The following is a 20,715-nucleotide window of genomic DNA, read 5'->3' as shown; positions in this document are numbered from 1 at the left end:
CCCGCGCCACACCCCCGTTCCCGTGAGGAGAAGGACCCCGTGCTCCTGGTACCGCTCTACGAGCATCCCGCCGACCGTCCCGAGGAGTGGGAACGGCTCATCGAGCGCGCGGGCACCGGCCTCGTGCACTCGGTGGTCCTCAACCCCGACAGCGGGCCGGGCGAGGCCCCCGACGAACGGTTCGCGGCCGTCGCCGCCCGGCTGGCGGAGGCCGGAGTGCCCGTCCTCGGCTACGTCGACACCGACTACGGGCGGCGTCCGCACGCGGCCGTGGTCCGGGACCTGGTGCGCCACCGCGACTGGTACGCCACCGACGGCGCCTTCCTCGACCAGGCCGCCGCCGATCCGGAACTGCTGCCGCACTACGGGCGCCTCGCCGTCGCCGCCCGGGCGGCGGGGGCCCGTACCCTCGTCCTGAACCACGGCGTGCACCCGCACCCCGGGTACGTACCGCTCGCCGACCTCCTCGTCACCTTCGAGGGCCCCTGGGACGCCTACCGGGAGGCGGCCGCCGCGCCGCCCGCCTGGACCGCCGACCACCCCGCCGGGACGTTCTGCCACCTCGTGTACGCCGTGCCGCCGGGGGCACCCGCCGCCGAACTCGCCGCCGAGCGGCGGGCGGGGGTGCACTGCGCGGTGCCCGGCACCGGCGCGCATCCCTGGGGGACCCTCCCGTACGCCCTGGAGACGTCCCGATGAAGCGTTTCACCGCCGTCCTGGTAGCGGCGCTGCTGTTGCTGACCGCCGCCTGCGGCGCCGAGCCGGACGAGGACGAGGGCCCCGGCCCCTGGCCCGACCAGGCGCCCGGCGAGCGCTGGCAGCCCCGACCCGGCACCGCCTGGCAGTGGCAGCTCACCGGCCGGCTGGACCCCTCCGTGGACGTGCCGGTCTACGACGTGGACGGCTTCAACACCACCAAGGAGGAGGTCGCCCGGCTCAGGAAGGACGGCCGCCGGACCATCTGCTACATCTCCGCCGGAGCCTGGGAGGACTTCCGCTCCGACGCCGACCGGTTCCCGAAGTCGCTGCTCGGCGAGGGCAACGGCTGGAAGGGCGAGCGCTGGCTCGACATCCGGGGCGTCGCCGAGCTGGAGCCGATCATGGCCGAACGGTTCGACATGTGTCGGGACAAGGGCTTCGACGCGGTGGAACCGGACAACATGGACGCCTACCTCAACACGTCCGGCTTCCCCGTCACCGCCGACGACCAGCTCCGGTTCAACCGGATGATCGCCCGCCTCGCCCACGACCGGGGGATGGCCGTCGGACTCAAGAACGACCTGGACCAGATCCCGCAGCTCGTCGGCGACTTCGACTTCGCCGTCAACGAGCAGTGCGCCCAGTACGACGAATGCGACCGGCTGACCCCCTTCATCGAGGCCGGCAAGGCCGTCTTCCACGTGGAGTACGAACTGCCGACGTCCCGCTTCTGCGCCCGCTCGCGCGAGCTGAGGCTCAGCTCCCTGGAGAAGAAGCTGGAGCTGGGCCCCTGGCGCAAGGCCTGCTGAGGGGTCGCCGCGGACCCGCGGCCGGCGCCGCTACAGGGGGAGGATCGCGTGCACCCTGAATCCGCCCCCGTAGCGGGGCCCGGCGAAGCAGGAGCCGCCGAGCGCGCCCGTGCGCTCGCGCATCCCCAGCAGCCCGTGGCCGCCGCCCGGATCCGAGGTCCCCGGCGAGGAGTCGGCGGAGGTGCCCCCGTCGTCCAGGACGGTCACCTCCACGCAGGAACCCACCCGCACCACGCTGACCTCGGCCCGCGCGCCCGGACCGGCGTGCTTGCTCACGTTCGTCAGCGCCTCCTGGATCACCCGGTACGCCGCCAGGTCCACGGCCGCCGGCAGCGGCTCGGCCGTCCGCTCCGGCCCGAGCTGTACGACCGCCTCCACCGGCAGCCCCGAGTGCCGGAAGGTGTCGAGCAGCCCGTCGAGGACGTCCAGTCCCGGCGCGGGCTCCGTGGGGGCCTCCGGGTCGCCGGACTGGCGCAGCAGGCCCACCGTCGCCCGCAGTTCGTTCAGCGCGGACCGGCTGGCGTCCCGTACGTGGGCCAGGGCCTCCTTGGCCTGGTCGGGCCGCTTGTCCATGACGTGCGCGGCCACCCCCGCCTGCACGTTGACCAGGGCGATGTGGTGGGCCACCACGTCGTGCAGGTCCCGGGCGATGCGCAGCCGTTCCTCCGCGACGCGCCGTCGGGCCTCCTCCTCGCGGGTCCGTTCGGCGCGTTCGGCCCGTTCCCGTATGGCGTCGACGAAGGCCCGGCGGCTGCGCACCGCGTCGCCCGCGGCGGCGGCCATGCCGGTCCAGGCGAAGATCCCGATGTTCTCCTGCGCGTACCAGGGCAGCGGCCCGGCGAGCATGGCCACCCCGGTCAGCCCGGTCATCGTGAGCAGGCCGACGCGCCAGGTGGTGGGGCGGTCGGTGCGCGCGGCCACCGTGTACAGGGCGATCACCGTGCACATCGCGACGGGGGCCCGCGGTTCGCCGGTGGTCAGTTCCAGCAGGGACAGCGCGCAGGTGACGGCGAGGACGGCGCGCGGCCGGCGGCGTCGCAGGACGAGCGCGGCGGCGCCGAGGAGCATCAGCAGCAGCGAGAAGGGGTCGGGGGTGCGGGTCCCGAAGGTGGGCCCGTGCGGTCCGTGGGGATCGGCGAAGGACCCGACGACCATGGAGACGAGCGCCCCGAGGGCCAGCACGGCGTCGGTGGCGAGCGGGTGGGCCCGCATCCACTGCCGGGTGGGGGCGAAGGGCCCGAGGTCAGTCGTCACCCCGATACGGTACGGGCTCCCCGCGGCCGCCCGTGCGGGCCGGGCGGGAGGCCTCCCACTTCGCCTGCGCGACGCACAGCAGCAGGACGGCGGCGATCGCCGCGAGGTGTTCCTTGCCGGCCAGGTTGTCCTTGACCAGGATCTCGCCGATCATCGCCAGCACCACCAGGGCCCCGGTGAGGTAGGCCCGGTACCGCCAGCACACGTAGACGGCCAGGCCCACCACGGCCGCCGACGGCCCGGTGTCGTTGACGATCCGGTCGGAGTCCGGCAGGCCGAAGGGGTGGTCGGGGCCCAGGGCGAGACCGATGCGGGCGTAGGTGGTGCCGGCGAGGGTGGCGAGGTAGCCGATGACCAGCGTCCGCCACCAGCCGATGCAGATCTCGGCGATGCCGAAGACCAGCAGGATCTGCGCGAGGGCCCCCCACACGGGCAGGTCCAGGGCGGGGACGAAGAGGGACAGCGGGGTGCGCAGCAGCGCCAGCCACAGGGGGTCGACGGCCTTGACGGAGCCGAGGTCCTGGACGGGCTGGAAGCCCCAGGACGTGTTCTGCACGAGCTGGAAGACGGACGTCAGGGCCACGGCGCCGAGGGTCATCGGCACCGCCCGCCACCGGTCACGGACGAGGGAGTTCCTCAGGGTCCGCAGCAGGGGGCCCCACTCGCGGCGGGCGAACCGCCGCAGTGGGGCCGACGTCCTTGCCGTCAACGAATCGTCTCCAGATGTCTGCGGTGCAGCCACTTCGGCAGGCCGGGCGCCTCCAGGAAGCCCTCGGCCCGGCCCGCCGCGACACCGATCCGCAACAGGTCGGAACTCTTCTCGAAGAGCATGAACCGCGGTTCCCAGATCGGCCGGTATTTGGCGTTGGCCCGGTAGAGGGACTCGATCTGCCACCAGCGGGAGAAGAAGCTCAGCAGCGACCGCCACAGGCGCAGCACCGGGCCGGCGCCGAGCTTGGACCCCCGCTCGAAGACGGAACGGAACATCGCGAAGTTCAGCGAGACCTGTGTGACGCCGATCTCCTTTGAACGCTCCAGGAGTTCGATGACCATGAACTCCATCAGGCCGTTCTCCGAGTCGCGGTCACGGCGCATCAGGTCCAGCGACAGGCCCTTGGGGCCCCAGGGCACGAACGACAGCACGGCGCGCAGGTCGCCGTTGCCGTCGGTGCACTCCAACATCACGCACTGGCCGTCGGCCGGATCACCCAGTCGGCCCAGGGCCATGGAGAACCCGCGCTCGGTCGCCCCGTCGCGCCAGTCGTCGGCCCGGCGCAGCAGGACGTCCATCTCCTCGGCCGGGATGTCCGCGTGGCGGCGGATGCGGACCGTGTAGCCGGCCCGCTTGACGCGGTTGTAGGCCTGGCGGACGGTGCGCATGGCGCGGCCCTCCAGCGTGAACTCGTCGGTCTCCACGATGGCCTCGTCGCCCAGTTCCAGCGCGTCCAGGCCGTGGCGCGCGTAGATCTGTCCGGCCTCCTCGCTCGCGCCCATCACCGCGGGCACCCAGCCGTGTTCGCGGGCCTCGGCCAGCCAGGGCTCGATGGCGCCCGGCCAGGCCTCGGGGTCGCCGATCGGGTCGCCGGAGGCCAGGGACACCCCGCCGACGACGCGGTAGGTGACGGCGGCCTTGCCGGTCGGGGACCAGATGACGGACTTCTCGCGGCGCAGCGCGAAGTAGCCGAGGGAGTCGCGGTCGCCCTGCCGGGCGAGCAGCGCCCGCAGCCGCTCCTCGTCCTCGGGGGTGAGGGGGTCGACGGCGCGGCGCGAGCGGAACGCGGCGAACAGCACGGCGAGCAGCAGCAGCATCGACATGACGTTGATGAACACGTCCACCCAGGCGGGCGTGCTGATCGCGTTGTACGCCTTGTCGTCGGGCGCCAGGGTGATCAGCCGCATCACGCCGTACCGCCAGCGGGCCAGGAAGGTGGCGTCCGCCCGGTCGGCGTCGGTGTTGGTCGCGCCGACCAGCAGCGCGGCCACCAGGGAGGTGACGAGCAGGCCGACGGCGGCGACGGCCGTGGCCAGCTTGGGGTTGGAGCGGTCGCCCTTGGCGTAGAACTCGTGGCGGCCCAGCAACAGGGCGCCGACGAAGGCCGCGGTCAGGGCCAGGGAGACCCAGTTCTGGGCGTGGTCGCGGAACTCCGGGTAGCAGACGTTCAGCTCGCCGCCGACGCAGGGCGCGAAGGCGGCCACCGCGAACGCCAGCAGCAGCAGGCCGCTGACCACCAGGTTGAGGATCCAGGCGGCGCGCTTGCGGCGGCCCATCGTGACGGCCAGCAGCAGCGAGAACAGGCCCGAGGCGAAACCGGCCGTCAGCAGGTACGGGGTGTAGAAGTCCGCGGTGTTGTGCCGGCGCAGGTCCTGTCCCAGGGACAGCCACACCGCGCTGAGGAAGTTGACGAAGGTGACCGCCCGCAGGTACCAGACGGCGAACGCGGCACTGCGCCGTGATCGGGTACTGCCCCTGCGGGTCGGCTTTCCGGCGGTGTCCCCGCCGGCTTCCTTCCTGCCGTTGGATGCCTTGCCGGAGGCCTGATCGAGGCTCCGGTCGGTGTCTGCGCTGGTCAAGCGGACCTCTCCCATGAAAAGCGATGATATGGGGCGTCCGGCCGTCCGCAGGCAGTGCGAGCACTGCGGACCGGTCAGGCAGCCCGTAGTGCCCGGTGTGTCAGTCGTTCGGTTGTTCCACGGCCCGCTCCGGGAGTTCCGCCGCGAGCGCGGCGGCCGCCTGGACCAGGGGGAGCGCCAGCAGGGCCCCGGTTCCCTCTCCCACTGTGACGCCGTGGTCGAGCACGGGGTTGAGTGCCATCCGGTCCAGGGCCTTCGCCTGGCCCGGCTCGCCGCTGGTCTGGCCCGCCAGCCACCAGTCCGGAGCGCGGAACGCCGCCCGCTGCGCGACGAGTCCGCAGGCCGCGGAGACGACCCCGTCGAGGATGACCGGCGTACGGCGCACCGCGCACTGGAGCAGGAACCCGGTGATCGCGGCGACGTCCGCGCCGCCGACCGCCGCCAGCAGCGCCACCTGGTCGCCGAGCACGGGGCGGGCCCGGCGCAGCGAGTCGCGGATCGCCGCGCACTTGCGCATCCAGGCCAGGTCGTCGATGGGGACCCCGCCCCGGCCGGTGACCACGGAGGCGTCCGTGCCGCACAGCGCCGCCACGAGGGTGGCCGCCACCGTGGTGCCGCCGACGCTCAGGTCGCCGAGGACCACCAGGTCGGTGCCGGAATCGGCCTCCTCGTCGGCGATCCGGATGCCGAGCCGCAGCGCCTCCTCGGCCTCCCGCGCGCTCAGGGCGTCCTCGACGTCGATGCGTCCGCTGCCGCGCCGCACGCGGTGGCGGACCACGTCCTCGGGAAGCAGCTGCGGATCGCAGTCCAGGCCGGCGTCCACCACCCGTACGCTCGCGCCGAGCCGGCCGGCCAGGATGGAGACGGGGCTGGTGCCGTCGAGCACGGCCCGTACCAGGGTGTGGGCGCTGCCGGCCTCCCGGGCGGAGACGCCCTCGGCGGCGATCCCGTGGTCGGCGGCGAACAGCACGACGCGGGGCCGCTCGATCGGCTTCACCGGAACCCGGCCCTGGGCGGCGGCCAGCCATTCGGCCAGCTCGTCGAGCCGGCCGAGCGCGCCGGGCGGCACGGCCAGCCGCTCACGGCGATCCTCGGCGTCACGCCGGACGCCCCCGTCGGGGCGTTCGATCAGATCGGAGAACTCGTCGAGATTCAGCGTGGTCATCTGCCAGAGAGTACAGCCGGTGAGGCTCTCCCTCAGGGGGTGTCCGCCCCCGCCCGCGCCCCCGCCCGTGCCCCGCCCGCTTCCTGTCAGGACCCGCGGCCCGGCTCCGGTGTGACGCGGGGTCAGCCCGGCGGTTCCTTGAGGACGAGCGCCTGCCCCGCCACCACGAGCAGGACGTGTTCGCACTCGCCGGCCACCGCGTTGTTGAGCCGGCCCAGCTCGTCGCGGAAGCGCCGCCCCGACGCCGTCGCGGGCACCACCCCGGAGCCGACCTCGTTGCTCACCAGCACCACCGCCCGCCGGGTCGCGCGGACGGCCGCCACCAGGTCGGCGACCCGCTCCCGCAGCTCCTTCTGCCCCTCGGCCGCCCACACGGCGTCGTCCCAGGCCCCGGCCCGGTCCATGGCGTCGGTCAGCCACAGCGCCAGGCAGTCGATGAGCAGGGGCGGCCCGTCGCCCTCCAGCAGCGGCACCAGCTCGCAGGTCTCCACCGTCCGCCAGCCCGCCGGACGCCGCTCCCGGTGCAGGCCGACGCGCTGCGCCCACTCCGCGTCCCCGTCACGGGTGCCGCTCGTGGCGACGTAGACCACCTCCGGGAACCCCGAGAGCCGCCGTTCCGCCTCGACGGACTTGCCCGAACGGGCCCCGCCCAGCACCAGCGTGCGGCGCGGCACGTCCGGCAGCGCGCGGTACGCGCCCGCCGGCACGGTCGTGCCGTCCGGGACCGAGCGCGCCCCGGCGGCGGCGCACCGCCGCTCCAGTTCCCGCCCCGGCGGGGTGTCGTGGTCCAGGTGCACGGCGATCACGTCGGTGGCGGGGCCGACGGCCCGGCTCGCCCGCAGTCGGGCCAGGGCCTCGGGGCGACCCAGCACGTCCGCGAGGACCACGTCGTAGGGGCGGCGGGCCACCGTGCCGTCGGTCCCCGCGGGCGCCCCGCCCGGCGGCAGGTACAGCAGCCGGGTCCCGTCCGGGCCCGTGACCTCGTAGCCCGTGCCCGGCGCGTCCATCGGCACGGCCCGCACCCGGTGCCCGCTGATCACCGCGAGCTCCCGCCCGTCCGGCACCCGCCCCGCGGCCGGCAGGCCGGGCGGCAGCTCCACCGGCGGACCGTCGTGCGGGTGCGTCAGCAGCACCTGCCGTACGCCGGCCAGGGAATGCCCCGCACGAGCCCCGGCCAGCACCGCGCCGGGGGTCAGGTCGAGCAGCAGCGCCCCGTCGACGAGGACGGAGGTCGCGGCCCGGGCCCGGGGGCCCACGGAGACGGCGCAGGCGGCGCAGGGACAGCCGGGGCGGGGCAGTCCTTCGGGTGTGCCGGTGCCGAGCAGGGTGAGTTCCACACGGAGATCTTCCCGCGTCCCCGGGAGTGGTGCGCGCCCGGTTACTCTGCGGGCACACTCAAGGTGAGAAGCGGACGAGCATCGGAGGCGGACATGGCGTGGACGTGGCGGTTCGAGAAGGCCGACGGCACCGAGACGAGCCCGGCGGTGGAGCCGGAGGAGTTCACGACCCAGGGCGACGCCGAGTCGTGGATCGGTGAGGTCTGGAAGGAGCTGCTGGACGGCGGCGCCGAGCAGGTCACCCTCTTCGAGGACGACACGCAGATCTACGTGATGAGCCTGCGCGCGGCCGCGGAGGCCTGAGCCGGCTCCGGGCGGGACCACGTCCGTCGAGGCCCGCTCCGGGTCTCGACGGACCTGTCCTCAGCCCCGTACGCCGCACAGGTGCAGCAGCGCCGCCACCGACCGGTAGGGGTCGCTGCGGCCGGCGCGTTCCTCGGCGGCGAGCAGCCGCTCCAGCTCCTCCTCCGGCGGCAGGGCCTCCCCGGCCTCGGTGCCGTCGGTGAAGACCCGTACGCCGTACCAGGCGTGCAGCGGGGCGCCGATCCCCGACAGGGTGGCCGTCAGGTCCGCCAGCCGGTCCGCCCGTACCTCCAGGCCGAGCCGGTTGGTGTAGTCGACGGTGTCGAAGGCGGCCAGGGCGCCGGCCCAGTCCCCGGACAGGCCGGGGCGCAGCGCGAGCGCGTCCCCGTTGCGCACCAGCAGGGACAGCAGTCCGCCAGGCGCGAGCATCCGGGCCAGCCCGGCGAGCATCGCGTCGGCCTCGGAGACGTACATCAGGACGCCGTGGCAGAGCACCACGTCGAAGCCGCCCGGGCCGAAGTGCGCGCCGGTCTCGCGGCCGTCGCCCTCCAGCAGGCGGACGCGGTCGCGGATCCCGGCGGGCTCGGCGGCCAGCGCGGCGTGCGCCACCGCCAGCATGGCCGGGTCCTGTTCCAGCCCGGTGACCTTGTGCCCGGCACGGGCGAGGCGCAACGCCTGGGTGCCCTGGCCCATGCCGACGTCGAGGACCCGCAGCCGCTGCCCGACCGGGAAGCGGTGCGTGATCTGTTCCTCGACCTGCCGGCCCACGAGTTCCTGGCGGACGGCGTTGCGCAGTCCCCCCAGACCCTCCAGCCAGAGCCGGGCTCCCCCCGAGAAGCCCTCCGGCGACGCCCCGTCCGTACCGGGCGTCGCTCGGCTCAGGGTCGTTCCCCGCGCTTGACCTGCGGCTTGGGAAGACGCAGTCGGCGCATCTGGAGGGTGCGCATGAGGCCGTACGCGACGGCGCCGCGGCGGGGCTCGTTCGGGAAGCGGGCGGTGAGCGCCTTGCGCAGGCGGAACACCAGGCCGATGGAGTCGATGACGATCAGGACGATCACGCCGAGCCACAGCATCAGCGCGATGTTCTGGATCGAGGGGACCCGGACCATGCTGAGGATCAGGATGACCACGGCCAGCGGCAGGAACATCTCGGCGACGGAGAAGCGGGAGTCCACGAAGTCGCGGACGTACCGGCGGACCGGTCCCTTGTCGCGGGCGGGCAGATAGCGCTCGTCACCGCTGGCCAGGGCCTCGCGCTGCTTGGCCATCTCCTCGCGGCGACGCTCGCGGGCTCGCCGCGCGTCCTCCTTGCGGTTGCCGGTCGAGGCCACGACGGCCTTGCGCTGCGACTGGGCCACAGCACGCTTCGGCGTCGGGCGGCCCTTCGGGGCCTGCGGGTCACGGGGCTGCGAGAGGTCGGCGCTCACCTTGTCGGTGGCGGCGGCCTTCTCTTCCTTGGAGGAGCGGCTACCAAACACACGAGCAAGCCTACGTGGTCGAGGGCACGGGCCCCACCTCGGCGGGGAACGATCCGGCAACGGCGGGCGTCTTACGGGTACGCGGGTCCCGCCGGGGATCCGGGCTCCACCTCGGGGATCACCTACTCCTTACGCCTGACACGGGGCCGGCGTAGTCGTCCTGGAGGAGGAGCGCATCCGCACTCGATCGGTGCGGTAATAGAGACAGGGCCCGTAGTGTGGGTCTTGTTGGTGACCTGGAGCGAAGTCCGTCAGAAGGGGGCGCGCGAAGCCCATGAGCGGTGTCATGAAGCGTATGGGGATGATCTTCCGCGCGAAGGCGAACAAGGCCCTGGACCGGGCCGAGGACCCGCGCGAGACCCTCGACTACTCCTACCAGAAGCAGCTGGAGCTGCTCCAGAAGGTCCGCCGGGGCGTCGCCGACGTGGCGACCTCCCGCAAGCGCCTCGAACTCCAGCTCAACCAGCTCCAGGGGCAGTCCTCCAAGCTGGAGGACCAGGGCCGCAAGGCGCTCGCCCTGGGGCGAGAGGACCTCGCCCGCGAGGCCCTCTCCCGTCGCGCCGCGCTCCAGCAGCAGGTCAGCGACCTGGAGGTGCAGCACCAGACCCTCCAGGGCGAGGAGGAGAAGCTGACGCTCGCCGCCCAGCGCCTCCAGGCCAAGGTGGACGCCTTCCGTACGAAGAAGGAGACCATCAAGGCCACCTACACGGCCGCGCAGGCGCAGACCCGCATCGCCGAGTCCTTCTCCGGCATCTCGGAGGAGATGAGCGACGTCGGTCTGGCCATCCAGCGGGCCGAGGACAAGACGGCCCAGCTCCAGGCGCGCGCCGGCGCGATCGACGAGCTGCTCGCCTCGGGCGCCCTGGACGACCAGAGCGGCCTCGGCTCCAAGGACGACATCCAGGCCGAGCTCGACCGGCTCTCCGGCGGCACTGACGTGGAGCTGGAGCTCCAGCGCATGAAGGCCGAGCTGGCGGGCGGTCCGTCCGCGCAGCAGCAGGCCATCGAGGGCGGCGCCCAGGGCGACGCCCGGCCGCAGTCCGAGAACCGGCACCGGTTCGACAAGCAGTAGGACGGGGTCCGTCATGATTGTCCGCATCATGGGGGAGGGGCAGGTGGAGCTGGCCGACGGCCACCTCGCCGAGCTCAACAGGCTGGACGACGAACTCCTCGCGGAGATGGAGAGCGGCGACGAGGCGGGCTTCCGGCGCACGCTGGGCGCGCTCCTCGGCGCCGTGCGGAGCCTGGGCACGCCGCTCCCGGACGAGGCGCTGGAGCCGTCGGAGCTGATCCTCCCCGCCCCGGACGCCACGCTGGAGGAGGTCAGGCGGATGCTCCGTGACGACGGCCTGATCCCGGGCTGACACCTGACACCTGACACCGACCCGCGCGGGGCCCGCGCCCGGAACACCCGGGAAGGCGGGCCCTTCGCCGTTCCCGGCCCGGGGACGTCACGGCCGTCCCGTCACGGCCGTTCGCGCTCGGAGCGGTCCGGTTCGGGTCGGTCCGGGGCGGCGTGCGCGTCGGGCTTCGCGGAGCGGTGGTCCGGGTCCGGGGTCCCGCCGATGAAGTTCTCGAACCGGCGGCGCGGTCGCGCCCAGCGCCGGTCGTGGTGGAAGGCCCGCAGCCCCGCCTTGGCGCGGGCCCGCGGCCGGTTCGCGTAGAACTTCCGCGCGTAGGGCGAATCGGGTCGGGCCAGGCGGACGGCGCCGATCAGCGCGACGAAGGGGATGACCGTCCCGAACACCGCGGTGCGCGGTTTCCCCTTCCACAGGGCGACCAGGGCCAGGAAGAAGTTCGTCGCGGTGTTCATGACCACCAGGCCCCGGCTGTGCCGCTCGTCCACGGTGAGCTCGTTGACGCCGAAGGGCAGGAAGCCGCCCAGGACCAGGGCGACCACGGCGGCCGTCAGCACGACGATCTCCACGCTCTTGCGGCCCTGCTCGCTCCAGTAGACGTCGTCCAGGTGCAGGATCAACGCGAACTCGTCCAGCACCAGCCCGGCGCCCAGCCCGAACAGCACGGCCGACAGCCCCGCCCCGAAGCTGTGCCGGGAGCTGCCGATCGCCCCGAACCCGCCCACGATCACCAGCACCACGCCCGGCACCACGTGGTGGACGTGCAGCCCGCCCGGCGTGATGTTCTTGAACGGACCCTTCCCGGCCCGGATGAGCCGCGTGATCACGCGCGTGACCAGGAACGAGGTCACGAAGGCCAGCAACGCCAGCAGCAACGGGAGCTTCCCCGGCTCGATGATGTTGCGATACCACCAGTGACCCACGACACCAGCTCCCGATTTGACATCTAATGCGTAATTTAACGCCCACCGTAAGCGGGTAGCGTTCGCGCCGATGACAGATTCGATCGACGATCCGGAGCCGGCGCCCCCCGGCGAGCGGGCCTCCCTCCCCGACGGGATCCGCTTCGCCTTCGGCACGCTCACCGTGCTGCCCGCCCGGATCACCCGCTGGGACCGCCCCGCCGCCCGCACCGGCATGGCCTGCGCCCCCCTCGCCGGCCTCGTCCTCGGCCTGCTCGCCGCCCTGGCCGGCACGCTGCTGCTCGCCCTCGGCGGCGGCGCCCTCCTCGCGGCCTCGCTCACCGTCGCCGTCCCGGCCGCCCTCACCCGCGCCCTGCACCTCGACGGCCTGGCCGACACCGCCGACGGGCTGGGCAGCGCCAAGCCCGCCGAGTCCGCCCTGCGGATCATGAAGCAGTCCGACATCGGCCCCTTCGGCGTCGTCACCCTGGTCCTCGCCCTGCTCGTCCAGGTCGCCGCCCTCGCCCACGCCTACGCCGACGACTGGACCCGCGGCGCCCTCGCCGTCGTCACCGCCGCCGTCGTCGGCCGCCTCGCCATGACCCTGGCCTCCCGCGACGGCGTGCCCGCCGCCCGGCCCGAAGGACTGGGCGCGGCCGTCGCCGGCGTCGTGCCCCGCCGCACGGCCGCCGCCGTCACCGCCCTGGTCCTCGTCCTGGCCGGCCTGGCGGGCCTGGCGGCCGGACCGCTCGCCGCCGTCCGCCAGGTCGCCGCCGTCCTGCTCGCCCTGCTCGTCGCCGAACTGCTGCTGCGCCGCTGCGTCCGCCGCTTCGACGGAGTCACCGGCGACGTCTTCGGCGCGCTCTGCGAGAGCGCCGTCACCACCGCCCTCGTGGTCCTCGCCCTGGGCTGAGGCCCGGCGCCGGACACGTACCCTCGGGGGGTGGACGACACCGTGGACCAGACGCACGACGGGAACCCCATCCGGGTGCTCCTCGCCGACGACCAGGCCCTGCTGCGCAGCGCGTTCAAGGTGCTGGTCGACTCGGAGCCCGACATGGAGGTCGTCGGCGAGGCCTCCGACGGGGCCGAGGCCTACGCCCTGGCCCGCGACCGGCGGGCCGACGTGGTCCTCATGGACATCCGGATGCCCGGCACCGACGGACTCGCCGCCACCCGCATGATCACCGCCGACCCGGCGCTGTGCGCCGTCCGCGTCGTCATGCTGACGACCTTCGAGGTCGACGAGTACGTGGTCCAGGCCCTGCGCGCCGGCGCCTCCGGCTTCCTCGGCAAGGGCGCCGAGCCCGACGAACTGCTCAACGCCATCCGCGTCGCCGCCGCCGGCGAGGCCCTCCTGTCCCCGGCCGCGACCAAGGGGCTCATCGCCAGCTTCCTCGCCCAGGGCGGCCCCGCCGAAGCACCCGCCGGGGGGTCCGCGCACGCCGAACGCCTCGCCACGCTGACCGGACGCGAGCGCGAGGTCCTCGTCCACGTCGCCGCCGGACTCTCCAACGACGGCATCGCCACCCGCCTGGAGGTCAGCCCCCTGACCGTCAAGACGCACGTCAACCGGGCCATGGCCAAGCTCGGCGCCCGCGACCGGGCGCAACTGGTGGTCGTCGCGTACGAGTCGGGACTGGTCCGGCCCCGCTCCGAGTGAGCCGCCGCCCCGCCGACCGGCGGGGCGCAGTACGGCGGAGTACTGCGGACGCGGTATGCCGCACATAAGGACACTCCCCGGGAACGACGCAGGGGCGTCATCGCGTGCGCGAGGCTGAGGAGCCTCGCGCGTGCCCGACGGCACCACCTCGTGTCCGCCCCTGCAGAGAGATCCCACCCATGTCCTGGCTGTCCCGCTTCAGCCTCGCCCAAAGAGCGCTGGTCGGCCTCGTGTCGATCGTGGCGCTCCTCTTCGGCGCCATAGCCATTCCCCAGCTCAAGCAGCAGCTGCTGCCGTCCATCGAACTGCCGATGGTCTCCGTGCTCGCGCCCTACCAGGGCGCCTCGCCCGACGTGGTGGAGAAGCAGGTCGTCGAGCCGATCGAGGCCACCCTCAAGGGCGTCGACGGCATCACGGGCATCACCTCGACCGCCAGTGAGGGCAACGCCCTCATCCGGGCCACCTTCGACTACGGCGACAGCGGCACCAAGCAGCTCGTCGCCGACGTCCAGCAGGCCGTCAACCGGGCCCGCGTCAGGCTGCCCGCCGAGGTCGACCCGCAGGTCGTGGCCGGCTCCACCGACGACATCCCCACCGTCGTCCTGGCCGTCACCTCCGACAAGGACCAGCAGGCCCTCGCCGACCAGCTGAACCGCTCCGTGGTCCCCGCCTTGGAGGACGTCGACGGCGTCGGCCAGGTCAGCGTGGACGGCGTGCGCGACATCCAGGTCACGGTCACCCCCGACGACGCGAAGCTCGCCGCCGCCGGACTCGACGCCGCGAAGCTCTCCGAGGGCCTCAAGGCGGGCGGCGCGGCCGTCCCCGCCGGCTCCTTCGACGAGGAGGGCAAGAACCGCACCGTCCGCGTCGGTTCCGGCTACGGATCCCTCGCGCAGCTGGAGGACCTGCGCCTGACCGCCGGCCCCGGCAAGGGCGCCGTCCGCCTCGGCGACGTGGCCACCGTCAGGCAGGAACCCGCCAAGGCCGACTCCCTCACCCGCACCAACGGCAAGCCCAGCCTCGCCCTCGTCCTGACCATGGACAAGGACGGCAGCGCCGTCGCGATCTCCGACGCCGTCAAGGACAAGCTCCCCGAACTGCGCTCCACCCTCGGTTCCGGCGCCGAGCTGACCGTCGTCAGCGACCAGGGTCCCGCCGTCGCCCGCTCCATCTCGGGCCTCACCACCGAGGGCCTCCTCGGCCTGGTCTTCGCGGTCATCGTGATCCTGGTGTTCCTGACCTCGATCCGTTCGACCCTGGTGACCGCGGTCTCCATTCCGCTGTCCGTGGTCCTCGCCCTGATCGTGCTGTGGACCCGGGACCTGTCCCTCAACATGCTGACGCTGGGCGCGCTCACCATCGCCATCGGCCGTGTCGTGGACGACTCGATCGTGGTCCTGGAGAACATCAAGCGCCACCTCGGCTACGGCGAGGAGCGCGAGGCCGCGATCGTCACCGCGGTCAAGGAGGTCGCCGGCGCGGTCACCTCCTCCACCCTGACGACCGTCGCCGTCTTCCTGCCGATCGGCCTGGTCGGCGGCATGATCGGCGAACTGTTCGGTTCCTTCTCGCTCACCGTCACCGCCGCCCTGCTGGCCTCGCTGCTGGTCTCCCTCACCGTGGTGCCGGTGCTGTCGTTCTGGTTCCTGCGCGCCCCCAAGGGCACCTCCGAGGACCCGGAGCGGGCCCGCCGCGAGGCCGAGGAGAAGGAGGCGCGCAGCCGCCTCCAGAAGCTCTACGTACGGGTCCTGGGCTTCGCCACCCGCCGCCGGCTGACCAGCGTGGCCATCGCGATCGTGGTGCTGGTCGTCACCTTCGGGATGACCCCGCTGCTGAAGACCAACTTCTTCGACCAGGGCGACCAGGACGTCCTGACGGTCAAGCAGCAGCTGCCCGTCGGCACCTCCCTGGCCGCCTCCGACGAGGCCGCCCGCAAGGTGGAGAAGGCCCTCGACTCCGTCGACGGGGTCAAGGACCACCAGGTCACCGTCGGCTCCTCCGGCTTCCTCGCGGCCTTCGGCGGCGGTACGGGCACCAACCAGGCCTCCTTCCAGGTCACCCTGGAGGACGCCGGCGAGTCCGACGCCGTCAAGCGGCGCATCCAGGACGCCCTGGCCGGCCTCGACGGCATCGGCGACACCTCCCTCTCGGCGGGCGGCGGCTTCGGCGGCCAGAACCTGAGCGTGGTCGTCAAGGCCGGGGACGCCGGCGTGCTCGCCCGGGCCGCCGAGCAGGTCCGCGCCGAGGTCGCCACCCTCGACGACGTCACCGACGTCCAGAGCGACCTGGCCCAGTCCGTGCCCCGCATCTCCGTCACCGCCACCCCCAAGGCCGCCGAGGCGGGCCTGAACCAGATGGCGCTCGGCGCGGTCGTCGCCCAGGCCGTACGCGGCAACCCGGTGGGCAAGGCCGTACTGGAGAACACCGAGCGGGACATCGTCGTACGCTCCGCCCACCCGGCCTCCACCCTCGCCGAACTCCAGGCCCTGCCCGTCGGCCCCGTCCGGCTCGGCGACATCGCCGAGGTCAAGGTGGTTCCCGGCCCGGTCGCCATGACCCGGATCGACGGCGCCCGCGCCGCCACCATCACGGCCAAGCCGGTCGGTGAGAACACCGGTGCCATCAGCTCCGCGCTCCAGACCAGGCTCAAGGCGCTGGACCTGCCCGAGGGAGCCACCGCCTCCATCGGCGGGGTCTCCGAAGACCAGGACGAGGCCTTCGGCTCGCTGGGCCTGGCCATGCTCGCGGCCATCGCGATCGTGTTCATGCTGCTGGTCGCGACGTTCCGCTCGCTGATCCAGCCGCTGATCCTGCTGGTCTCCATCCCCTTCGCCGCCACCGGCGCGCTGGGCCTGCTCATCGTCACCGGCACCCCGCTGGGCGTCCCGGCGATGATCGGCATGCTGATGCTCATCGGCATCGTCGTGACCAACGCGATCGTCCTGATCGACCTCGTCAACCAGTACCGCGCCCAGGGCCTGGGCGTGATCGAGGCGGTCGTCGAGGGCGGCCGGCACCGGCTCCGTCCGATCCTGATGACGGCCCTGGCGACGATCTTCGCCCTGCTGCCGATGGCGCTCGGCGTCACCGGCGAGGGCGGGTTCATCTCGCAGCCGCTCGCCGTCGTGGTCATCGGCGGCCTGGTCAGCTCCACCCTGCTGACGCTGCTCCTGGTGCCGACCCTCTACACGATGGTCGAACTGCGCAAGGAACGCCGCCGCGCGAAGAAGACGGCCCGTCTCTCGGTGGTCCCGTCGCCCACGGCCGCCGAGGAGACCCCGGCCAAGGTCTGACCCGCGGAAAACGCCGAAGGGCGCCCGGCCCTGGGCCGGGCGCCCTTCGGGGCGTGTGCGGGCTCCGCTACGGGAGCGAGAGCATCCGCTCCAGCGCGAGCTTCGCGAAGCTCTCGGTCTCCTTGTCGACCTGGATGCGGTTGACGAGGTTGCCCTCGGCCAGGGACTCCAGGGTCCACACCAGGTGCGGCAGGTCGATGCGGTTCATCGTCGAGCAGAAGCAGACCGTCTTGTCGAGGAAGACGACCTCCTTGTCCTCCGCCGCGAAACGATTCGCCAGGCGGCGGACCAGGTTCAGCTCCGTGCCGATGGCCCACTTCGAGCCGGCCGGGGCCGCCTCCAGGGCCTTGATGATGTACTCCGTCGAGCCGACGTAGTCGGCGGCGGCCACGACCTCGTGCTTGCACTCCGGGTGGACGAGGACGTTCACGCCCGGGATGCGCTCGCGCACGTCGTTGACCGAGTCGACCGAGAACCGGCCGTGCACCGAGCAGTGCCCGCGCCACAGGATCATCTTGGCGCCGCGCAGCTGCTCGACGGTCAGGCCGCCGTTCGGCTTGTGCGGGTTGTAGACCACGCAGTCGTCCAGGGACATGCCCATGTCGCGGACGGCGGTGTTGCGGCCCAGGTGCTGGTCCGGCAGGAAGAGCACCTTCTCGCCCTGCTCGAAGGCCCAGTCCAGGGCCTTCTTCGCGTTGGACGAGGTGCAGATCGTGCCGCCGTGCTTGCCGGTGAAGGCCTTGATGTCGGCGGAGGAGTTCATGTACGAGACGGGCACCGTGACGTCGGCGATGCCGGCGTCCGTCAGCGCGTCCCAGCACTCCGCGACCTGCTCGGCGGTGGCCATGTCGGCCATCGAGCAGCCGGCGGCCAGGTCGGGCAGGACGACCTTCTGGTCGTCGGACGTGAGGATGTCCGCGGACTCGGCCATGAAGTGCACGCCGCAGAAGACGATGTACTCGGCCTCCGGCTTGGCGGCCGCGTCCTTGGCCAGCTTGAAGGAGTCACCGGTGACGTCGGCGAACTCGATGACCTCGTCACGCTGGTAGTGGTGTCCGAGGATGAACACCTTGTCCCCGAGCTTCTCCTTGGCCGCGCGGGCGCGGGCCACCAGGTTCGGGTCGGACGGCGAGGGCAGGTCGCCGGGGCACTCCACCCCGCGCTCGCTCTTGGGGTCGGCCTCACGGCCGAGCAGCAGCAGGGCAAGGGGCGTCGGCTGGACGTCCAAAGGCTGGGCGGTGGTCACGACACGCACCCTTTCTGTTCCGCGACAAGGGAAATCCCGAAGCCTTCGCTTCGACTTCACTCACGACTTCTCGTCTATATGACGCTATCTATCATAACCGGTTCACGTCACTTTGACGATGGCCGCTCGTGTCGATGTGACGCATTCGCCCGTCCCGGAGGGCTCTCTCCACCGTCCCTCGTCGAGGGGTCCACCGCTCCGCGTGGGTGTGCGAGCATGAATGTCTGAAACAAGGAGCCGGATCCGGAATGAATCCGTGGACCGGCTGGTTGCCACCGACGGCAAGAGTCCGACGTTTCCCCAGCCTCCGGCGGGGAGCCGCCCACTTCGGGAGTGAATGCAGATGTCCGTACAGGACGACAAGACCACTGTGAGCGACGGCATCCTCCTGTCCGACGCCGCCGCCGAGAAGGTCAGGACCCTGCTGGAGCAGGAAGGCCGCGATGACCTCGCGCTGCGCGTCGCCGTCCAGCCCGGCGGTTGCTCCGGCCTGCGCTACCAGCTCTTCTTCGACGAGCGCTCCCTCGACGGCGACGTCGTCAAGGACTTCGACGGCGTGAAGGTCGTCACGGACCGGATGAGCTCCCCGTACCTGCACGGCGCCTCGATCGACTTCGTCGACACCATCGAGAAGCAGGGCTTCACCATCGACAACCCGAACGCCACCGGCTCCTGCGCCTGCGGCGACTCGTTCAGCTAGGCAGCGGCGGGTCCGGCCCTCGCGGCCGGACCCGTACGACGAAGGCCTCGGTGCCGGTCGATCCCGACCGGCACCGAGGCCTTCGTCCGTTCGGCCGTTCCCGTTCAGCCGCTCCCGCTCACTGGCGGGTCAGCGGCTTGCCCGTCGTCGCGTCGACCACCTTGCGGTCGCCGAGCGGCTGCTTCAGGTCCGCCGTCAGGGACATGTCCTGCGCGATCAGGATGCAGGCCTGACCGGGGTTGGTGGGCGTGTCCGTGATCTTCACCATCACCGAGGCGGCCTCCTCCCGCACCTCCAGGGCGTAGGTGCTGCACGCCCCGCCCCAGAAGTTCACGGTCAGCTTCCGGTCGGCTGCGGCGTACGAGAACCCGGGCACCGTCCGTCCCGCCGGCGGGACCGGGGCGGTCTTGGCGCCCTCGTCGGCGCCGGCCGGCTGGACCACCGTGCGGCCCGGGGCCCCCGCCTTGCCCGCCACCTCGAACAGCCAGGCCGGTACGAGCCCCCGGCCGCCGTCGACCGTTCCCGGCGCCAGCCCCAGCACGGCGCTGCGGACCGTCTCGGTCCGCGGCGGCTTCATCGGGCGCGGCTCCGGGTTGCAGGGCAGCGTGTCCGTGGCCCCCGTCGGGGTGTCCGGGGTCAGCGGGACGGACGTGGCGCAGCCGCTGGGGCCCGGGCCCGTACCGTCGCCGCCCTTGCCGGCCTCGTTGAGCCGGGCCAGCGCCTCGACGGCCCCGACCACCGCCTGCTCGGCCGCCCGGACCGGGGCCTTCAGCTCACCGCTGCCCGTCACGACCTGACCGTCGGCGCCCACGCTCACCTTGCTCGACCAGCCCTGGGTCGGCAGCCCGCCCACCACCGGGTCGGCGCTCACCACCCGCACCGCGCCCTGGGTGAGGTGGGCGTCCACCTTGGCGTCGGCCTGTCCGGCGGCGGCCAGCACCGGCGCGGCGGCGGCCTTGGCCGCCTGCTCGGACACCGGCCCGCCGGCCGCGCCGTCGGCGGCCTGCGGGAGGGTGGCCGGGCCGCAGGTGTCCTTGCCCCGTACGCAGTCGTCGCCGGCGCCGGCCGCCTGGAAGCGGGTGAAGCTCCAGGTGCCGGGGGCCTTGCGGGTCACGGTGAGTCGGGGGCCGGAGCCGTCGGCGACCTCGCCGGCCGTCCAGGTGTCGCCGCTCAGCCGGGGGATGCCCGCGATGCCGAGGGACTTCGCGAGCCGGGCCACCTCGTCGGAGGTGACCTCACCGGACGCGGCGAAGGAGGGCGCGGTGCCCGGTCCCTCGGGCAGCTTCGTCTCGGCCCGGTAGACCACCGCGCCGCCGGAGGGGTCCGGCTCGCCGGGCGCGATGCCGGGGCCGGAGGGGGTGCCGGCCGCGCGGGGCGCCGAGGCCGCGCTGTCACCCGTACGGCCGCCGCCGGTCGAGGCGTCGCCGTGGGCCGTCGTCGCCCAGTAGGCCGTACCGCCGCCGGCCAGGAGGACGGCGGCCGCGACCGAGCCGATGGCCCAGGACGGCCGCCGTCGTGTGGGGCGTGCTGTGTCGGGTTGTTCGCTGGTCACCGATTCGCTCCTTCGCGTGTCCCGCCGTACGTGATGCGGGTGTGACGCGGCGGACGCCGAACCGGTTCCCCGGGTCCGGTCGGGTCAGTCGCCGTACGCCGCGGTGGAGGCGATCAGACGCGCGGAGGCCGGCGGGACGCGCACGCCGTGGATCCGGGAGGGGTCGACCCGGGCCGGTCGCGGCTCGTGCGGGACCGGCCAGTGTGGTGCCATCCGTGCGCAGTCGCCGAGCAGTCGCGCGAAGCCGGGACGGGCGTCGGCGGTGTACTCGGCGTACCCGAAGCCATCGGTATAGGTCATGGGGGCACGTTAGGCACGCCACCGCGAGCGAAGGAAGTCCTACTACGGGGTAGTTTCGTACGGTCGGCCGGGGGTCCGTGACCGG

The 20,715-nt window shown here is 73.0% G+C and carries 20 protein-coding genes; 9 read left to right on the top strand and 11 right to left on the bottom strand.

Translation table 11 applies throughout. The annotated features are described in order from the left end of the window. The first annotated feature begins 39 nt into the window (after positions 1-39). Complete coding sequence (locus AB0D01_RS19915) at positions 40-699, top strand: spherulation-specific family 4 protein (RefSeq protein WP_363056941.1); 660 nt, start codon at positions 40-42, stop codon at positions 697-699. Next, a complete protein-coding gene (locus AB0D01_RS19910) occupies positions 696-1,508 on the top strand; it encodes an endo alpha-1,4 polygalactosaminidase (protein WP_363056939.1) in 813 nt (270 codons plus the stop codon). Before AB0D01_RS19915 ends, AB0D01_RS19910 begins: the two co-directional genes overlap by 4 nt. A gap of 30 nt (positions 1,509-1,538) precedes the next feature. Here AB0D01_RS19910 and AB0D01_RS19905 read toward each other — a convergent pair whose 3' ends face one another. From AB0D01_RS19905 to AB0D01_RS19885, 5 genes are all read right to left on the bottom strand, one after another. After that, a complete protein-coding gene (locus tag AB0D01_RS19905; protein WP_363057046.1) occupies positions 1,539-2,720 on the bottom strand; it encodes a histidine kinase in 1,182 nt (393 codons plus the stop codon). Between the two features lie 31 nt (positions 2,721-2,751). Beyond that, the gene (locus AB0D01_RS19900; protein ID WP_363056937.1) at positions 2,752-3,471 is read right to left on the bottom strand and encodes a hypothetical protein; all 720 of its coding nucleotides are present in this window, start codon (positions 3,469-3,471) and stop codon (positions 2,752-2,754) included. Continuing rightward, positions 3,468-5,348 carry a phosphatidylglycerol lysyltransferase domain-containing protein gene (locus AB0D01_RS19895; RefSeq protein WP_363056935.1) on the bottom strand — a complete coding sequence of 627 codons (1,881 nt, stop codon included), beginning with the start codon at positions 5,346-5,348 and terminating at the stop codon, positions 3,468-3,470. Before AB0D01_RS19895 ends, AB0D01_RS19900 begins: the two co-directional genes overlap by 4 nt. Positions 5,349-5,433: 85 nt before the next feature. Further along, entirely contained in the window at positions 5,434-6,498 is a 1,065-nt protein-coding gene (cobT, locus tag AB0D01_RS19890) for a nicotinate-nucleotide--dimethylbenzimidazole phosphoribosyltransferase (protein WP_363056933.1), read from the bottom strand. A 122-nt stretch (positions 6,499-6,620) separates the two neighbouring features. Continuing rightward, entirely contained in the window at positions 6,621-7,835 is a 1,215-nt protein-coding gene (locus tag AB0D01_RS19885; protein ID WP_363056931.1) for a bifunctional adenosylcobinamide kinase/adenosylcobinamide-phosphate guanylyltransferase, read from the bottom strand. A 93-nt stretch (positions 7,836-7,928) separates the two neighbouring features. Between AB0D01_RS19885 and AB0D01_RS19880 the strand changes: the two genes are divergently transcribed. After that, positions 7,929-8,138: a hypothetical protein gene (locus tag AB0D01_RS19880; RefSeq protein WP_363056929.1), complete on the top strand. Its 210-nt coding sequence runs from the start codon at positions 7,929-7,931 to the stop codon at positions 8,136-8,138. Positions 8,139-8,198: 60 nt separating this feature from the next. Here AB0D01_RS19880 and AB0D01_RS19875 read toward each other — a convergent pair whose 3' ends face one another. Further along, positions 8,199-8,906, bottom strand: coding sequence for a class I SAM-dependent methyltransferase (locus AB0D01_RS19875; protein WP_363056927.1), 708 nt, complete (start codon positions 8,904-8,906; stop codon positions 8,199-8,201). A gap of 110 nt (positions 8,907-9,016) precedes the next feature. Further along, the gene (locus tag AB0D01_RS19870; RefSeq protein ID WP_363056925.1) at positions 9,017-9,616 is read right to left on the bottom strand and encodes a DUF3043 domain-containing protein; all 600 of its coding nucleotides are present in this window, start codon (positions 9,614-9,616) and stop codon (positions 9,017-9,019) included. Between the two features lie 274 nt (positions 9,617-9,890). Here AB0D01_RS19870 and AB0D01_RS19865 point away from each other — a divergent pair, with 274 nt between their 5' ends. Together AB0D01_RS19865 and AB0D01_RS19860 are read left to right on the top strand one after the other, a co-directional pair. Next, positions 9,891-10,688 (top strand): PspA/IM30 family protein, encoded by a 798-nt coding sequence (locus tag AB0D01_RS19865; RefSeq protein ID WP_363056923.1) that lies wholly within the window; start codon positions 9,891-9,893, stop codon positions 10,686-10,688. A 13-nt stretch (positions 10,689-10,701) separates the two neighbouring features. Beyond that, positions 10,702-10,980, top strand: a complete 279-nt coding sequence (locus AB0D01_RS19860) for a hypothetical protein (protein ID WP_363056921.1) — start codon at positions 10,702-10,704, stop codon at positions 10,978-10,980. A gap of 101 nt (positions 10,981-11,081) precedes the next feature. Here the strand turns inward: AB0D01_RS19860 and AB0D01_RS19855 are convergent, their stop codons facing one another. Further along, positions 11,082-11,897 carry a hypothetical protein gene (locus AB0D01_RS19855; protein ID WP_363056919.1) on the bottom strand — a complete coding sequence of 272 codons (816 nt, stop codon included), beginning with the start codon at positions 11,895-11,897 and terminating at the stop codon, positions 11,082-11,084. Between the two features lie 70 nt (positions 11,898-11,967). Here AB0D01_RS19855 and AB0D01_RS19850 point away from each other — a divergent pair, with 70 nt between their 5' ends. The 3 genes from AB0D01_RS19850 (at position 11,968) to AB0D01_RS19840 (ending at position 16,832) form a co-directional block, all read left to right on the top strand. Beyond that, positions 11,968-12,789: an adenosylcobinamide-GDP ribazoletransferase gene (locus AB0D01_RS19850; RefSeq protein ID WP_363056917.1), complete on the top strand. Its 822-nt coding sequence runs from the start codon at positions 11,968-11,970 to the stop codon at positions 12,787-12,789. Between the two features lie 30 nt (positions 12,790-12,819). Next, positions 12,820-13,539 (top strand): response regulator transcription factor, encoded by a 720-nt coding sequence (locus tag AB0D01_RS19845; RefSeq protein WP_363056915.1) that lies wholly within the window; start codon positions 12,820-12,822, stop codon positions 13,537-13,539. A gap of 179 nt (positions 13,540-13,718) precedes the next feature. Beyond that, entirely contained in the window at positions 13,719-16,832 is a 3,114-nt protein-coding gene (locus tag AB0D01_RS19840; protein WP_363056913.1) for an efflux RND transporter permease subunit, read from the top strand. Between the two features lie 67 nt (positions 16,833-16,899). Here the strand turns inward: AB0D01_RS19840 and nadA are convergent, their stop codons facing one another. Beyond that, entirely contained in the window at positions 16,900-18,087 is a 1,188-nt protein-coding gene (nadA, locus tag AB0D01_RS19835) for a quinolinate synthase NadA (protein WP_363056911.1), read from the bottom strand. 334 nt (positions 18,088-18,421) lie between these two features. Between nadA and erpA the strand changes: the two genes are divergently transcribed. Next, positions 18,422-18,778, top strand: a complete 357-nt coding sequence (gene erpA, locus AB0D01_RS19830) for an iron-sulfur cluster insertion protein ErpA (protein ID WP_030010511.1) — start codon at positions 18,422-18,424, stop codon at positions 18,776-18,778. A gap of 118 nt (positions 18,779-18,896) precedes the next feature. Here the strand turns inward: erpA and AB0D01_RS19825 are convergent, their stop codons facing one another. Further along, complete coding sequence (locus tag AB0D01_RS19825) at positions 18,897-20,330, bottom strand: hypothetical protein (RefSeq protein ID WP_363056909.1); 1,434 nt, start codon at positions 20,328-20,330, stop codon at positions 18,897-18,899. A gap of 84 nt (positions 20,331-20,414) precedes the next feature. Then, the gene (locus AB0D01_RS19820; protein WP_363056907.1) at positions 20,415-20,630 is read right to left on the bottom strand and encodes a hypothetical protein; all 216 of its coding nucleotides are present in this window, start codon (positions 20,628-20,630) and stop codon (positions 20,415-20,417) included. Positions 20,631-20,715: the final 85 nt, after the last annotated feature.

This window comes from Streptomyces sp. NPDC048606, assembly GCF_040650855.1.
Taxonomy (GTDB): domain Bacteria; phylum Actinomycetota; class Actinomycetes; order Streptomycetales; family Streptomycetaceae; genus Streptomyces.
This window is presented reverse-complemented; position numbering and strand designations above follow the sequence as displayed.